The organism is Bacillus cereus group sp. N31 (assembly GCF_016483245.1).
GTDB classification, from domain to species: Bacteria; Bacillota; Bacilli; order Bacillales; family Bacillaceae_G; genus Bacillus_A; species Bacillus_A toyonensis.
On sequence record NZ_JAEHCH010000014.1, the window covers coordinates 1 to 16,920 of the forward strand.

Here is a 16,920-nt window from a genome sequence, read left to right on the forward strand (position 1 = left end):
GGATCAAACTCTCCAATAAAGTTAGTTTGTCTAGCATCTAAAAATAAAAATTGACGTTTCACGTTGTTTGTTTCGTTTAGTTTTCAAAGTTCAATATCGCGTTTCAGCGACTTTCATAATATATCATAGTATATTATTTTCGTCAACAAGTTTTTCAAGATAACTTGTATCTCTCATTTGCTGACTCTGCCTATTATATATAGTTTCTTATTGCTATGCAAGTATTATTATAAAAAAATAAAGAGAAGGGAGAATCCCCTCTCTTATTCTTCAGAAGAAACCTCTTCACTAGTTTCTTCTTCTTCATCCTTTTGCGCTTTTGCTACTGTTGCTACCTCTTGCTCATCCTCTAATCGAATTAGACGAACACCTTGTGTATTACGTCCCATTTGAGAGATTTGATCAACCGGCATACGAATAATAACACCCGCGGCTGTAATTAACATAATGTCTTCTTCACCTGTTACAGATTTAACTGCTACTAATTTACCGTTCTTATCTGTAATGTTACAAGTTTTCAGACCTTTACCACCACGACTTTGTAGTCGATATTCTTCAACTGGAGTACGCTTACCGTACCCGTTTTTCGTTACGATTAAGACATTCGTATCTTCTTCAACAATTTCCATACCTACTACTTGGTCCTCTTCGCCTAGTGTAATAGCTTTTACACCAGCTGCATTACGGCCCATAGAACGCACATCTTGTTCATTGAAGCGAATTAACATACCGTTGCTTGTCCCTACGATAATATCTTTATCGCCAGATGTTAAACGTACAGAAATCACTTCATCTTCTTCACGAAGCGAAATTGCAATTAAACCGTTCGTACGTATATTTGCAAATGATGAAAGTGGCGTTCTCTTAGAAATACCTTGTTTCGTTGTAAAGAATAAGAACTGGTCATCACCAAACTCACGAATTGGAATAATGGCATTGATCCACTCACCCTTATCTACCCCTAATAGGTTAATAATCGGTAGCCCTTTCGCAGTACGGCTATACTCTGGAATTTCATATCCTTTCGTACGGTATACTTTACCCTTGTTTGTAAAGAATAAAATATGATCATGAGTGGACGTTGTTAATAATTGTTCAACAAAGTCATCATCATTCGTACCCATTCCTTGTACACCACGTCCCCCACGGTTCTGTGTTTTGTACGTAGAAGCTGGCAACCTCTTAATATAACCGTTATGAGTTAACGTAATCGCAATGTTTTGCTCAGGAATTAAATCTTCATCTTCAATAAATTCCATACCGCCAATTGTAATTTCTGTTCGTCTCTTATCATTGAAACGTTCTTTTACTTCTATTAATTCTTCACGAATAATCTCAAGAACTTTCTCTTCATCTGCTAAAATCGCTTTTAATTCAGCAATTAACTGCATTAAGTCTTGATACTCTTGCTCGATTTTTTCACGTTCTAATCCAGTTAAGCGTTGCAGACGCATGTCTAAAATCGCTTGCGCTTGTTTCTCACTTAAACCGAAACGTTCCATTAAGCCCTGCTTTGCAATATCTGCCGTTTTTGAACTACGAATTAACGTAATAACTTCATCAAGATGATCTAAAGCAATTCGTAATCCTTCTAAAATATGAGCACGTGCCTCTGCTTTTTCTAATTCATAAGCAGTACGTCTACGGATTACTACCTTCTGGTGCTCCAAATAATGATATAAGTTTTGTTTTAAATTTAGTACTTGAGGCTCTCCATTTACAAGAGATAACATATTAATACCAAAACTTGTTTGAAGCGCTGTATGTTTATATAAATTATTTAATAGTACATTAGCATTAGCATCACGACGTACTTCCATAACGATACGCATACCATTACGATCTGATTCATCACGTAAATCTGTAATGCCTTCAATTTTCTTATCGCGAACTAATTCTGCGATTTTTTCAATTAATCGTGCCTTATTAACTTGATAAGGTAGTTCCGTTACGATAATAGATTGTTTACCGTTTGACTTCTCTTCAATTTCAACCTTAGCACGAAGCATAATAGAACCGCGACCTGTTTCGTAAGCTCTTCGAATTCCACTTCGCCCTAAAATTAAACCTGCCGTCGGAAAGTCTGGTCCAGGAATATATTCCATCAATTCCGCGATAGTAATATCAGGGTTATGACTTAATGCCAGCACACCATCAATTACTTCGCCAAGCTGATGCGGCGGGATATTTGTTGCCATACCAACAGCAATACCTGTCGTACCGTTTACTAATAAATTAGGGAAACGCGCTGGTAATACAATCGGCTCTCTTTCCGAACCATCGTAGTTATCTTGATAATCAATTGTATTTTTTGAAATATCACGTATTAATTCCATAGAAATCTTAGACATTCTTGCCTCTGTATAACGCATTGCCGCTGCTGAATCTCCATCTACAGAACCGAAGTTACCATGCCCATCAACAAGCATATAACGTTGACTGAAATCTTGCGCCATACGTACCATCGTTTCATAAACAGCTGAATCACCGTGGGGGTGATACTTACCAATTACTTCACCAACAATACGTGCTGATTTCTTATACGCTTTATCAGCTGTAATTCCTAAATCATTCATCGCATATAAAACCCTACGATGCACAGGTTTTAATCCATCACGAACATCTGGTAATGCACGAGATACGATAACACTCATTGCGTAATCTAAAAATGAGGTACGCATTTCATGACTAATATTAATTTCTCGAATTCGTGCTTGTTGTTGATTGTCTGACATCAACGAGCACCTCCTCTTACATTTCCGTTACACATACATTGATTTATATGTAGAAGACAGGAATACTTAGATTCCTGTCATTACTCATTTAAATATCAAGGTTTTTCACGTATTTTGCATTCTCTTGGATAAAGTTACGACGTGGTTCCACTTTATCACCCATTAAAATTTCAAACGTTTCGTCTGCTTCTATTGCATCTTGAAGAGAAACTTGAAGTAACGAACGTACTTCTGGATCCATTGTCGTCTCCCATAGCTGAGTTGGATTCATTTCTCCAAGACCTTTATAACGTTGAATTCCTGGTTTCGGCTGGGCTGGTAGCTCAGCTAATATCTTTTCAAGTTCTTTATCGTTATAAGCATATTGAATTTTTTTACCTTGTTGTACTTTAAACAAAGGTGGCTGCGCAATATATATATAGCCACACTCAATGATTTGACGCATATAACGATAGAAGAACGTTAATAATAGGGTACGAATATGCGCACCATCAACATCGGCATCGGTCATAATAATAACTTTATGATAGCGTGCTTTTTCAATATCGAAGTCTCCACCGATATTTGTACCGATCGCCGTAATAATTGTACGAACTTCATCATTTGATAAAATTTTATCTAAGCGTGCTTTTTCAACATTAATAATTTTACCTTTCAGCGGTAAAATCGCTTGGAAATGACGATCGCGTCCTTGTTTTGCAGATCCACCCGCAGAGTCACCCTCTACGATATAAATTTCACTAATTGCTGGATCTTTAGAAGAACAGTCTGCCAATTTCCCTGGTAAACTTGAAACTTCTAAAGCACTCTTTCGGCGAGTTAGCTCACGAGCCTTTTTAGCTGCTACACGCGCACGAGCTGCCATCGTTCCTTTATCTACAACTTTACGTGCAACATTGGGATTTTCCAGTAAGAACTTTTCAAAAGCCTCTGAGAATACTGACTCCGTAATCGTTCTCGCTTCACTATTTCCAAGTTTCGTCTTCGTTTGCCCTTCGAATTGTGGATTTGGATGTTTAATTGACACGATTGCTGTTAAACCTTCACGAACATCTTCACCAGTTAAATTACTATCCGCATCTTTTAAAATGTTATTTTTACGGCCATAATCGTTAATCACACGTGTTAGGGCAGTTTTAAATCCTACCTCATGTGTACCACCTTCATACGTATGAATATTATTTGTAAATGAGTAAATATGATTTGTATATCCTTCGTTATATTGAAGCGCAACTTCAACTTGAATACCATCTTTTGAACCCTCTACATATACAGGCTCTTCATGAATTGGTTGTTTTGAACGATTTAAATGTTCAACATATGATTTAATTCCACCTTCATAGTGGAACTCTTTCTTTTGTTTATGTTCACGTTTATCTTCAATCGTTAATTTAATATTACGATTTAAAAACGCCAACTCACGCATACGAGTCGCTAGCGTATCAAATTCATATTCTGTCGTCTCTTTAAAAATTTCTGGATCCGGTTTAAAGCGAGTTATTGTTCCAGTTTTATCTGTATCACCGATGACTTTTAAATCTGCAACCGGAATACCTCTTTCGTATTTTTGGTAATGAATTTTACCGTCACGATGTACAAATACTTCTAGTTCTGTTGACAAGGCATTTACAACAGATGCACCAACACCATGCAAACCACCAGAAACCTTATAACCGCCACCGCCAAATTTACCACCAGCGTGGAGGACAGTCATAATAACCTCAACTGCAGGACGTCCCATTTTTTCTTGTATACCAACTGGGATACCACGGCCATTATCCGTTACAAGAATACTATTATCTTCTTCAATACTAACGTTAATTTCATCGCAATATCCTGCTAATGCTTCATCGATACTATTATCAACAATTTCCCATACAAGGTGGTGAAGTCCTTTCCCACTCGTAGATCCAATATACATACCTGGACGTTTCCGAACTGCCTCTAGTCCTTCAAGTACCTGTATCTGACTTTCATCATATGCATTTTCTTGCATTTGTTTTTGTTCCATTGACACAAAGATCACCTACTTTTCCATTTAAACAGGGGTTTATGCCCTATCTATTTCACAATCTACCGTGCCGTTCGTTACATGAATTGTTTTCGCGTCTTTCAATGTTTCGTGTTCAATTCCGTCGACACTCGTCGTTGTAACAAATGTTTGCACCTTTCCTTGAATTGTATTTAACAGATGTGATTGACGATAATCGTCTAATTCTGATAAAACATCATCCAGCAAAAGGATTGGATATTCTTTAACCTCTGAATAAATCAATTCAATTTCAGCTAATTTTAGGGATAGTGCAGTCGTTCGTTGTTGTCCTTGCGAACCAAAGACTTGAACATTTTTACTATTAACGAAGAATTGTAAATCATCACGATGAGGACCAATTAAAGTCGTACCACGGAAAATTTCACGTTGTTTCACAGATTGAAAACTTTCATAGTATACTTCTTTTATTTTCGACAAATCCATTGATTCTGATACATCTACACTCGGTTTATAAATAATTTCTAATTCTTCTAATCCACGGCTTATACCACGATGAATTGGGGCTGCCCATTCTTGCAGTAAATGTAAAAAATCAAAACGCTTTTGCAATATTTTTGCACCGTGTTCAATCAGTTGCAGTGTAAATACATCCAACATCGTTTCCTCATTTTTACTATTCCCTTGCATTTTTTTTAGCAAGTGGTTTCGTTGCGTGAGCACTTTTTGATATTGACTTAATTCATATAAATAAACAGGAGCTATTTGTCCTAATTCCATATCTAAAAAGCGTCTTCTTACTTGAGGGCTTCCTTTTACAAGATTTAAATCTTCCGGGGCAAACATGACAACATTCATTTCGCCAATATATTGACTCAACTTTTGTTGTTCAAGTTGATTTAATTTTGCCTTTTTACCTTTTTTCGAAATATTTAATTCTAAAGACAAAGAACTATTTCTCTTTTGTAATTTCCCTTTAATTTGACCGAAATCTTCATCCCAACGGATAAGCTCGCGGTCATTGGAGGTTCTATGAGATTTCGCCATCGCTAACACATAAATAGCTTCCATCAAATTTGTTTTCCCTTGCGCATTTTCGCCGATAATTACATTCACTTTATCTTCAAAGGAAAGCTCTAATTTTTCATAATTGCGATAGTTTTTTAATTGTATTTCTGAAATAAACAAAGGGCTCCCCCTTTATGCCTGAACTTGGAAAGTTCCGCTACCCGGAATTTCAATAATATCGTTCGCATATAACTTGCGACCTCTTCTGTTTTCAAGTTCTTGATTCACGTACACTTCATATTCTTGTAAAAACCATTTTACAGCGCCACCTGTATCGATTACATCAGCTAACTTTAAAAATTGTCCTAGTGTAATATACTCTGTTGAAATTTTAATACGTTTCATAAAATCGCTCACTTTCTCAAAGTGTTCATTCTTTCATTGTACTAAATAAACTAGCATTAGGAAAGTAATACCCCAAAATCAAATAAGGGCTACTAGCATCTTTAAACTAGCAACCCTTATTTTCTATCTAGTAAGTACGAACTGGTAAAATTAATTGAGTAATTGAATCATCATTTACTGTACGAATTAAGAATGGTCTCATTGCCCCAGTAAAGCTAATCTTAATCTCTGTACTATCTAAAGCTTTTAATGCATCCATCATATATTTTGCACTAAAAGATATTTTTAATTCTTCTCCATCTACGTTTTCACATTGAACTTCTTCCACTACTTTTCCGATTTCCGGAGAATTAGAAGAGATTTCCAACATTTTTTGTTCTAACGTTGATAATTTTACAACATTATTGCGGCCGTCCCTTGCTAATAGTGAAGCACGATCAATGGCCTGTAGAAATTCTTTTGTATTCACAAAAATATCCGTCTTACTCTCTGCTGGAATTAGACGTGTTGTATCAGGATAATTTCCTTCTAACAATCTTGAGAAGAATAATAAATGTTTTGTACGGAATAATACTTGATACTCCGTAATAACGATATCTACCATTTCTTCCGACTCATCTAGAATTTTACTTAATTCATTTAGGCTCTTACCTGGAATTACAACATTTGCTTGAAACGCATCTGCAATATTATATCCTTCGATTTTTGCTTTTCGAAGTGCTAGTCTGTGACTATCTGTTGCAATACAAATTAATTCGCTGTTATATACCTTCCAGTTTACACCTGTCAAGATCGGTCTTGTTTCCGAAGTAGAAACTGCAAATACAGTTTGTCTAATCATATGTTTAAGTAAGTCTGTTGGAATCTTAAAAACATGATGCTCTTCAATCTGTGGTAATAATGGATATTCAGCAGAATCTAAACCATTCAAGTTAAACTCTGATTTTCCAGATTTTATTTTTGTCATAAAATGATTTTCCACAGAAATTTCGACAGTGTCTTTCGGTAGTTTTTTTACGATCTCACTAAAATATTTTGCTTGTAAAACAATACTTCCTGATTGTCCGATTTCTACAATCTCTTTTCCGTCCTCTTCGACTGGAATAAACGATTCAATAGAGATGTTTGCATCGCTTCCTGTTAATGTAACCCCTTCTTCAGTAGCGACAACTTTAATTCCTGTAAGAATTGGAATTGTTGTACGAGAAGAAACAGCCTTCATTACATCCTGTACACTTCTTACAAGATAGTCTTTTTGTATTGTAAAACGCATAAAGAAAAACCTCCGGTAAGTATAAGATTTTATTTAATTAATAAAGATAAAAAATAGTAGTAATAGTAATAGGGCTTGTGGATATGTGGATAACCCCGTTAAAAGATGTAAAAACAGTCTATCTACATGTGGATAGACTGTGCGTAAAACAAGGAGAGTTATTCACACTATTCAGCTACTACTTTAAAATATCATTAATTTCTTCGACTTGCTTTTGCAATTGCGTATCCGTTTTTAGTAGCTTAGAAATTTTTTCATGGGCATGGATAACGGTTGTATGGTCACGTCCACCAAATTCTTCACCTATTTTAGGTAAAGAGGAATCTGTAAGTTCGCGTGATAAATACATTGCAATTTGACGAGGAAACGCAACTGATTTTGTACGCTTTTTCGCTTTAAAATCTTCTAATTTTACTTGGTAAACGCCCCCGACAGCTTTTTGGATATCATAAATAGAAATAATTTTTGGTTTAGAATTTGGAATAATATCTTTAAGTGCTTCAGCTGCTAAATCAGCATTAATATCTTTGTTAATTAAAGATGAATAAGCTACAACTCGGATGAGCGCACCTTCTAATTCACGAATGTTTGAATCGATTTGATTTGCGATATACAGCATAACCTCGTTTGGTATATCAAGTCCTTCAGCTTTTGCTTTTTTACGTAAAATCGCAATTCGCGTTTCTAAATCTGGTGGCGTAATGTCCGTAATGAGTCCCCATTCAAAGCGAGAACGAAGACGATCTTCTAAAGTTGGAATTTCTTTTGGTGGCCGATCACTTGAAATTACAATTTGTTTGCTTTCTTCGTGTAATGCATTAAATGTATGGAAAAACTCTTCTTGAGTTTGTTCTTTTCCAGCAAGAAATTGAATATCATCTATCAATAAAACATCTACATTGCGATATTTATTACGAAAATCGACAGCTTTATTATCACGAATAGAGTTAATGAATTCATTTGTAAATTTTTCGGATGATAAATATACAACTTTCGCGTTTGGATTGTGTTCAATTACATAATGACCGATCGCATGCATTAAATGCGTCTTTCCAAGCCCAACGCCCCCGTAAATAAAGAGAGGATTATATGCTTTAGCTGGAGCCTCGGCTACAGCTAATGAAGCAGCGTGGGCAAAACGGTTACCAGAGCCAATAACAAATGTATCAAATGTATATTTTGGATTTAACATGCTCTGTGGTAAATGAGTAGAATCATCTTGTGCTCGATTTTTTTTAATAGGAGGAAGATCGATATCCTCTTCAGCTTGACTTTGGGGAATAATAAAGCGAATAGCCAATTTTGCCCCTGTTAAATCATAAAGTGTTTCCGAAATGAGTTCTGAGTAATGAGATTCTAGCCAATCACGAGCAAATTCATTTGGAGCTGTAATCGTTAATACGTCTTTCTTTAAGTTATGTGCTGTTGTTGACTTCAACCACGTTTCATAACTAGGTTTACTGACCTTTTTTTCAAGTTCTTTTAAGGCACTATTCCATAAATCAGAGATGTTTTCCAAAGGTGTCCCTCCTTTACTAAGATGGTAAAAGAATAAGGTTGCGCAACAAATGTACAACCCAATAAATAGTAAATGTATATTTATACGAAACGTCTTTTAAAACCTAAAAACGTCGTTTGTATATGAGATAGGGTTTTCGACAAAAAAAGCAAATGTGGACAACTATTTACCCACATGTGATTAAAACTGTCCACATGTTATACACAAATTGTGGATAAAATAAACATGTGGGAAACTTATTCAAAGTGAAAACACAACTATAATATCAAAAAAAAGTAGCTATAGCAATGAAATTAAGAAAGTTATCCACAAAATCAATACCTTGTGGAATAAACTTGTCCACAATACGATATACTGTGTAAAAGTAAGAAAAAAGTTTGTGGATATAAAAAACAGAAAAAAACATTTATCCACAAGGAAATATAGGGACTGTGAAAAAGAATGTGAACAGGTTCAAAATGAATATTTGATGAAAATTTCGAGAACCATTGACATTTTCCTAGTTGATTAACTATAATTTATAAGACTGTCTTTAACAGATATTCCTCAGGGAGGTGTCATATAATGAAAAGAACTTACCAACCAAATAAACGTAAGCGCAGCAAAGTACATGGTTTCCGCAGCCGTATGAGCACAGCGAACGGACGTAAAGTGCTAGCAGCTCGTCGTCGTAAAGGAAGAAAAGTATTATCTGCGTAGACCACTGATCGTTCAGTGGTCTTTTTTTCTAATAATAGTGAATTTCCGCTGATGAAATACAGGAGTGTCAATTGATATGAAGAAAAAAAATCGTATAAAGAAGAATGATGAATTCCAGGAGGTTTTTCAAAAAGGAAAATCAAATGCGAACCGTCAATTTGTTGTATACCAACTAAATAAAGAAGAACAGCCAAATTTTCGCATCGGCCTTTCTGTTAGCAAGAAGATAGGAAACGCAGTAGTTCGTAATCGAATTAAGCGTATGATCCGTCAGTCCATTACAGAATTGAAAGATGAGATAGATTCTGGAAAAGATTTTGTTATAATAGCAAGGAAGCCTTGTGCAGAGATGACATATGAAGAAGTAAAGAAAAGCTTAATTCATGTCTTTAAACGCTCTGGTATGAAAAGAATAAAAAAGTAGCGTAAGGAAATGAATTACACTATATACATACCGAAACAAGGAGGAGCAGGCTTTGAAAAAGAAAATAGGTTTACTGGCCATGGTTATTACATTAATGGCAATTGCTACCGGCTGTAGTGAAACGGGTCAGCCGATTACATCGAAGAGCACTGGGATTTGGAATGAATATTTCGTATACCCGCTTTCTCAGTTAATCACGTATTTTGCGACATGGCTTGGTGATAATTACGGTTTAGCGATCGTTATTACGACCCTTATTATTCGTTTTGCATTATTACCATTAATGATTAAGCAAACGAAGAGTACGAAAGCTATGCAGGCGTTACAACCAGAAATGGTAAAGTTAAAAGAGAAATATAGCTCGAAAGACCAAGCAACACAGCAAAAATTACAACAAGAAATGATGCAGCTATATCAAAAAAATGGTGTAAATCCATTAGCCGGTTGTTTACCAATATTTGTTCAGATGCCTATTTTATTCGCATTTTATCATGCGATTATGAGAACATCAGAAATTAGTAAACATACATTTTTATGGTTTGATTTAGGACAGGCAGACCCTTACTATATCTTACCGGTTGTTGCAGCGATTACGACATTTATTCAGCAAAAGCTTGCAATGGCAGGAACTGCTGGTCAAAATCCACAAATGGCAATGATGATTTGGCTTATGCCGATTATGATTTTAATCTTTGCAATTAACTTCCCAGCGGCATTATCACTTTACTGGGTTGTTGGTAATATCTTTGGTATCGCTCAAATGTACTTTATCAAAGGGCCAGAAATTAAGGCTAGTAAGGCTGGAGGATCAGGTAAGTGAGTGTAATTACTGCTAAAGGACAAACAGTCGAGCTGGCAGTAGAAGATGCTTTAAGGCAATTAAACACTTCAAAAGATCAAGTTGATATAAATATTATCGATGAGGGTAAAAGGGGATTCCTAGGCTTATTTGGGAATCGTCCTGCAGTAGTAGAAGTTGTATTGAAGAAAGATCCCATTCAAGAATGTGAAGAGTATTTAAAAAATGTTATTCGCAACATGGGTGTGGAAGTCGAGATTAGTAAAATTGTAAAGGGACGCGAAGTTGAATTTACAATTTCTGGTGATAATGTAGGTGTTTTAATTGGAAAAAGAGGTAATACGTTGAACTCTTTACAGTATTTGACAAAACTTGTCGCGAATCGCCATACGAAACAGTATATTGGTATCACACTAGATGCTGAAAATTATCGTAGTAAAAGAAAAAGTACGTTAGAATCGCTTTCTTATCGATTAGCAAAACAAGTGTCTAAAACGAAAAAAAGAGTTGTTTTAGAGCCGATGCCATCTTTTGAACGAAAAATTATCCATCAAGCATTATCTAATCATCAAGATATCAATACAACTTCTGAAGGAAATGAACCACATCGGCATGTTGTAATATCTTCCAAATGACCGGTTACTCAAATGAGTGCCGGTTTTTTTGAGGGGAAAACAGATGTGGATAACTAAAAACACTAAACTTATCCACTGTGAATAAGTTTAGTGTTTTTTACATGAGGACATAATAAAATGAGTTATTATTCTTTTGTAGATAGGTTCGTTATGGTATTCTAATAATTTAGTGAAGAAAATAATCGTGTTGAAATAGAGATAAATAAGCAAGTGAGGTGAAAGGACATGGAATTTGATACAATTGCTGCGATTTCCACAGCGCTTGGAGAGGGCGCAATTGCCATTGTTCGAGTAAGTGGGGATGATGCGGTTGAAAAAGTTAATCGTATTTTTAAAGGGAAGGACTTAACAGAGGTTCCTTCTCACACAATTCATTATGGTCATATTGTTGATTTAGATACAAATCAAGTTATTGAAGAAGTTATGGTGTCTATTATGCGTGCACCAAGAACTTTTACACGCGAAAATATAGTAGAAATTAACTGCCACGGTGGACTTGTTTCGGTAAATAAAGTATTGCAGCTTATTTTAGCGCAAGGAGTACGACTAGCAGAGCCTGGTGAATTTACAAAACGTGCTTTTTTAAATGGTCGTATTGATTTATCACAAGCAGAAGCTGTCATGGACTTAATCCGTGCAAAAACAGATCGTGCAATGAACGTAGCGATTAATCAAATGGAGGGGCGATTATCTAAATTAATTGGCCGCCTGCGTCAGGACATATTAGAAACGCTAGCTCATGTTGAGGTAAACATAGATTACCCAGAATATGATGATGTGGAAGAGATGACACATAATATTTTAATTGAGAAAGCGACACATGTTCGTGCTGAAATTGCAAAAATATTAGAAACATCGAAGCAAGGGAAGATTTTACGTGAAGGTATTGCTACTGCAATCATCGGTAGACCTAACGTTGGGAAGTCATCGCTATTAAATAGTCTCGTTCAAGAGAAAAAGGCAATTGTAACTGATATTGCAGGAACAACTCGTGATGTTATTGAAGAGTACGTTAATGTGCGTGGTGTACCACTTAAACTTATAGACACAGCCGGGATTCGTGAAACGGAAGATGTTGTTGAACGAATTGGGGTAGAACGTTCAAAAGAAATGATGAGCCAAGCAGATTTAGTGTTAATTGTCGTAAATTATAGTGAGGCTTTAACAAATGAAGATGAAGATTTATTCCGTGCGGTACAAGGAAAAGATTTCATTGTTATTGTGAATAAGACGGATTTACCGCAAGGAATTGATATGGAACGTGTTGCAGAATTGGCTGCGGGAAATCGTGTTATTACAACATCCTTAATCGAGGAGCAAGGAATAGATGAGCTTGAACAGGCGATAGCTGAGCTATTCTTTGAAGGAACAATTGATTCTGCAGATATGACATATGTTTCTAACGCAAGGCATATCGGACTATTAACACAAGCAGAAAAGACAATTGGAGATGCAATTGAGGCAATAGAAAATGGTGTTCCGATTGATATGGTACAAATTGATTTAACGAGAACGTGGGAAATACTTGGTGAAATTACTGGTGATACTGTCCATGAAAGCTTAATTGACCAGTTGTTCTCTCAATTTTGTTTAGGAAAATAATATGGCGATGTTTCAGAAAGATAGAGATTATTAGGAGGAATAAATAATGGGATACAATGCCGGTTCATACGATGTTATAGTAATCGGTGCAGGTCATGCAGGATGTGAAGCTGGTCTTGCGGCAGCACGAATGGGCTCCAAAACATTAATGTTAACAATTAATTTAGATATGGTAGCGTTTATGCCATGTAACCCTTCTGTTGGTGGACCAGCAAAAGGGATTGTTGTTCGTGAAATTGATGCATTAGGCGGAGAAATGGGACGCAATATTGATAAAACGCATATTCAAATGCGTATGTTAAATACAGGTAAAGGACCAGCTGTACGTGCACTTCGAGCACAAGCAGATAAGTTCTCTTACCAACATGAATTAAAGAAAACAATTGAAGAAACACCAAATTTAACTTTGTTCCAAGGAATGGTAGAGCGTTTAATCGTTGAAGATGGCGTATGTAAAGGGGTAATTACGCAAGCGGGTGCTGAATATACAGCAAAAACAGTCGTAATTACAACTGGAACATTTTTACGTGGTGAGATTATTATGGGTGATTTAAAATATTCGAGCGGTCCAAATAATCAGCAACCATCTATTACATTATCTGAGCATTTAGAGGAGCTTGGATTTGATCTTGTTAGATTTAAAACAGGTACGCCTCCTCGTGTAAACAGCAATACAATTGACTACAGTAAAACAGAAATTCAACCGGGTGATGATAAACCACGTGCGTTCTCTTTTGAAACGACGAAATTTATTATGGATCAAATTCCATGTTGGTTGACATATACAAGTACGGAAACACATCGTTTAATAGATGAAAATTTACATCGTTCAGCTATGTATTCTGGTATGATTAAAGGAACAGGACCTAGATACTGTCCTTCTATTGAAGATAAAGTAGTAAGATTTAATGATAAACCACGTCATCAAATTTTCTTAGAGCCAGAGGGACGCAATACGCAAGAAGTATACGTACAAGGTCTATCTACAAGCTTACCAGAAGATGTACAGCGTGACATGCTTAGAACAATCCCGGGGCTGGAAAATGTCGAAATGATGCGTACAGGTTATGCAATTGAGTATGATGCAATTGTGCCAACGCAATTATGGCCAACACTTGAAACGAAAAACATTAAAAATTTATATACAGCAGGACAAATTAACGGAACTTCTGGTTACGAAGAAGCGGCAGGACAAGGGCTTATGGCTGGAATTAATGCGGCATGTCGATCTTTAGGTAAAAAAGAAGTTATTTTAGGGCGCGAGGATGCTTATATTGGTGTCTTAATTGATGATCTTGTAACGAAAGGTACAAATGAACCATATCGTTTATTAACATCTCGTGCAGAGTACCGTCTATTATTACGCCATGATAATGCGGATCTTCGTTTAACTGAAGTTGGTCGTGAAATCGGATTAATTAAAGAAGAGCGCTATGAGCGATTTACAAATAAAAAGTTACAAATTGAACAGGAAAAGGAACGTTTAGGTAGCATTATTATTAAACCACGTCCTGAAGTTCAAGAATTAATTCGTAGCATTGGTGGAAGTGAATTGAAAGACGGAATACGTGCAAGTGACTTATTACGTCGTCCAGAGATGACATATGAGCATATTCATCTTTTAGTACCAAGCGAAGTAGAATTAAGTGATGAAGTTACGGAACAAGTTGAAATTCAGACTAAGTACGAAGGATATATTGAAAAATCATTACAGCAAGTAGAGCGTATGAAGAAAATGGAAAACAAAAAAATCCCTGTGGATATTGATTATGATGCAATTTCTAGCCTTGCTTCAGAAGCTAGACAGAAATTGAAAGATGTTCGTCCACTTTCAATGGGGCAGGCTTCACGTATTTCTGGCGTAAATCCAGCAGATATTTCCATTTTACTTGTGTATATTGAACAAGGAAAAATTGCGCGCGTATCGAACCAATAAATAGTAAGGAGCTATCGCTAGATGAACATAGAACAATTTCAATCTATGCTAGAAGAGAAGGGTATTACCCTCTCTTCTAGGCAGTTAGAGCAGTTCAAAATCTACTTTGAAACATTAGTAGAGTGGAATGAAAAAATGAACTTAACGGCTATTACGGAAAAAGAAGAAGTATACTTAAAACACTTTTTTGATTCTATTACAGCTGCTTTTTATTATGATTTTTCAAAACCATTCTCAATTTGTGATGTTGGTGCAGGGGCTGGATTCCCAAGTATTCCTTTAAAAATCTGTTTCCCGCACTTAAAAGTAACAATTGTAGACTCATTGCAAAAACGTATTAATTTCTTAAATCATTTAGCACAAAAGCTAGAATTAAGTGACGTTGCATTTTGTCACGATCGTGCTGAAACATTTGGGAAAAAAGAAGGTGTACGTGAATCGTACGATATTGTAATGGCACGTGCAGTTGCCCGTCTTTCTGTATTAAGTGAGCTATGTTTACCACTAGTAAAAGTTGGAGGAACATTCATTGCGATGAAGGGTGCAGCAGCAAACGAAGAAATTGAAAATGGCAAGTATGCTTTAGAGGTGCTTGGCGGAGAGTTAAAAGAGATGTCTACGTTCCAATTACCGTTTGAAGAAAGTGAACGTAATATTTTATTAATCGAGAAAAAGCGCAAGACACCAAAGAAATATCCACGCAAACCGGGAACACCCAATAAATTACCTATTGAAAAATAAATCTTATTAGACGTAAGATTAAATTATATAAATGAAAACGTAAATGTTTCATAGGAAACATTTTATGTAGAATAGTCAATAGGCCTAAAAGGTGGTGGAATATGTATGAAAAATACGTTTTCTCGTTTATTTGGCTTTGGAGATAAAGAGAGCGAATTCGAATTACAAGACGAAAGCCATGAAGAAATAGATAAAAAGGTATATGAAGAAATACAAGAAATTCCGATCGTAAATATTACTCCTAATCGTTATCAACCACGAACGGTTTTTGACGATGCACGTATCGACGAGTTGGCATTAACGATTCGTACACACGGGCTCATTCAGCCGATTGTTGTGAGGCAGTATGAGGATGATAAGTACGAGATTATTGCTGGAGAAAGACGTTTTCGCGCAGCAACGAAGTTAGGCTGGGAAAAGGTCCCTGCGATCATAAAGAACTTAAATGATACAGAGACGGCTTCTGTAGCGTTAATTGAAAATTTGCAACGTGAGGAATTAACAGCAATCGAGGAAGCTGTGGCATATCAAAAGCTGATTGAGTTACATAATTTAACGCAAGAAGCATTGGCACAACGACTTGGAAAAGGACAATCTACAATCGCAAATAAGTTGCGATTGTTAAAGTTGCCTGAAGAAATAAAAAGTGCATTGTTAGAAAAAAGTATTACAGAACGTCATGCTCGTGCTCTCATTCCTTTAAAAAATGAGGAATTACAACTGAAAGTTTTACAAGAAATTGTGGAAAAACAACTCAATGTAAAACAAACAGAGGAACGAATCGCGAAATTACTAGAAGAAGTAAAACCGAAGCGCAAGGCGAAGCAAAAAGCAGTAAGCCGAGACGCGAGAATTGCTATGAATACAATTAGGCAATCATTACAAATGGTGGCTGACAGTGGTTTAAATGTTAATTCTGAGGAAGAAGAATTTGATGAGTACTATCAAATTACGATTAAAGTTCCGAAGAAAAAATAATAATGATGTGTTAGAGACCTTATCCTACTGGAGAGGTCTCTTTTGCTATATTTTCTTGTTAATGAAGAAGGAGTTTAGAAATAAATTTTGAAGTTTAATAAGGACGGAAAAGAAAAACTTTTATTTCATGTTACAATAAACGTAATTGTTACTAGAATAAGATAGAAAGGTTGAAA

At 35.9% G+C, this 16,920-nt stretch carries 14 protein-coding genes; 8 read left to right on the plus strand and 6 right to left on the minus strand.

The annotated features are described in order from the left end of the window. Nucleotides 1–263: 263 nt before the first annotated feature. From gyrA to dnaA, 6 genes are all read right to left on the minus strand, one after another. The gene (gyrA, locus tag JDS81_RS17325; protein ID WP_097954051.1) at nucleotides 264–2,735 is read right to left on the minus strand and encodes a DNA gyrase subunit A; all 2,472 of its coding nucleotides are present in this window, start codon (nucleotides 2,733–2,735) and stop codon (nucleotides 264–266) included. 88 nt (nucleotides 2,736–2,823) lie between these two features. Then, nucleotides 2,824–4,746: a DNA topoisomerase (ATP-hydrolyzing) subunit B gene (gyrB, locus tag JDS81_RS17330; RefSeq protein ID WP_000435980.1), complete on the minus strand. Its 1,923-nt coding sequence runs from the start codon at nucleotides 4,744–4,746 to the stop codon at nucleotides 2,824–2,826. A gap of 39 nt (nucleotides 4,747–4,785) precedes the next feature. Continuing rightward, nucleotides 4,786–5,913: a DNA replication/repair protein RecF gene (gene recF, locus JDS81_RS17335; RefSeq protein WP_000470741.1), complete on the minus strand. Its 1,128-nt coding sequence runs from the start codon at nucleotides 5,911–5,913 to the stop codon at nucleotides 4,786–4,788. Nucleotides 5,914–5,925: 12 nt separating this feature from the next. Continuing rightward, nucleotides 5,926–6,138 carry a S4 domain-containing protein YaaA gene (gene yaaA, locus JDS81_RS17340; protein WP_000821369.1) on the minus strand — a complete coding sequence of 71 codons (213 nt, stop codon included), beginning with the start codon at nucleotides 6,136–6,138 and terminating at the stop codon, nucleotides 5,926–5,928. A gap of 127 nt (nucleotides 6,139–6,265) precedes the next feature. Beyond that, entirely contained in the window at nucleotides 6,266–7,411 is a 1,146-nt protein-coding gene (dnaN, locus tag JDS81_RS17345) for a DNA polymerase III subunit beta (RefSeq protein ID WP_001212897.1), read from the minus strand. 178 nt (nucleotides 7,412–7,589) lie between these two features. Then, entirely contained in the window at nucleotides 7,590–8,930 is a 1,341-nt protein-coding gene (gene dnaA, locus JDS81_RS17350; protein ID WP_000428014.1) for a chromosomal replication initiator protein DnaA, read from the minus strand. Nucleotides 8,931–9,494: 564 nt separating this feature from the next. Here dnaA and rpmH point away from each other — a divergent pair. The 8 genes from rpmH to noc all read left to right on the plus strand — a co-directional run bounded on the left by rpmH (nucleotide 9,495) and on the right by noc (nucleotide 16,744). Beyond that, the gene (gene rpmH / locus JDS81_RS17355; protein ID WP_000831901.1) at nucleotides 9,495–9,629 is read left to right on the plus strand and encodes a 50S ribosomal protein L34; all 135 of its coding nucleotides are present in this window, start codon (nucleotides 9,495–9,497) and stop codon (nucleotides 9,627–9,629) included. A gap of 76 nt (nucleotides 9,630–9,705) precedes the next feature. Next, nucleotides 9,706–10,053 (plus strand): ribonuclease P protein component, encoded by a 348-nt coding sequence (gene rnpA / locus JDS81_RS17360; RefSeq protein WP_000728892.1) that lies wholly within the window; start codon nucleotides 9,706–9,708, stop codon nucleotides 10,051–10,053. Nucleotides 10,054–10,105: 52 nt separating this feature from the next. Further along, nucleotides 10,106–10,873, plus strand: coding sequence for a YidC family membrane integrase SpoIIIJ (gene spoIIIJ, locus JDS81_RS17365; RefSeq protein ID WP_000726765.1), 768 nt, complete (start codon nucleotides 10,106–10,108; stop codon nucleotides 10,871–10,873). Next, the gene (jag, locus tag JDS81_RS17370; RefSeq protein WP_000111507.1) at nucleotides 10,870–11,487 is read left to right on the plus strand and encodes an RNA-binding cell elongation regulator Jag/EloR; all 618 of its coding nucleotides are present in this window, start codon (nucleotides 10,870–10,872) and stop codon (nucleotides 11,485–11,487) included. The genes spoIIIJ and jag overlap by 4 nt, the downstream gene beginning before the upstream one ends. A 225-nt stretch (nucleotides 11,488–11,712) precedes the next feature. Beyond that, nucleotides 11,713–13,089: a tRNA uridine-5-carboxymethylaminomethyl(34) synthesis GTPase MnmE gene (mnmE, locus tag JDS81_RS17375; RefSeq protein WP_000393771.1), complete on the plus strand. Its 1,377-nt coding sequence runs from the start codon at nucleotides 11,713–11,715 to the stop codon at nucleotides 13,087–13,089. Nucleotides 13,090–13,135: 46 nt separating this feature from the next. After that, nucleotides 13,136–15,025, plus strand: a complete 1,890-nt coding sequence (gene mnmG, locus JDS81_RS17380; RefSeq protein WP_000541048.1) for a tRNA uridine-5-carboxymethylaminomethyl(34) synthesis enzyme MnmG — start codon at nucleotides 13,136–13,138, stop codon at nucleotides 15,023–15,025. A gap of 21 nt (nucleotides 15,026–15,046) precedes the next feature. Next, the gene (gene rsmG / locus JDS81_RS17385) at nucleotides 15,047–15,766 is read left to right on the plus strand and encodes a 16S rRNA (guanine(527)-N(7))-methyltransferase RsmG (protein WP_001019628.1); all 720 of its coding nucleotides are present in this window, start codon (nucleotides 15,047–15,049) and stop codon (nucleotides 15,764–15,766) included. A 105-nt stretch (nucleotides 15,767–15,871) separates the two neighbouring features. After that, a complete protein-coding gene (noc, locus tag JDS81_RS17390; RefSeq protein ID WP_000799019.1) occupies nucleotides 15,872–16,744 on the plus strand; it encodes a nucleoid occlusion protein in 873 nt (290 codons plus the stop codon). Nucleotides 16,745–16,920 lie beyond the last annotated feature (176 nt).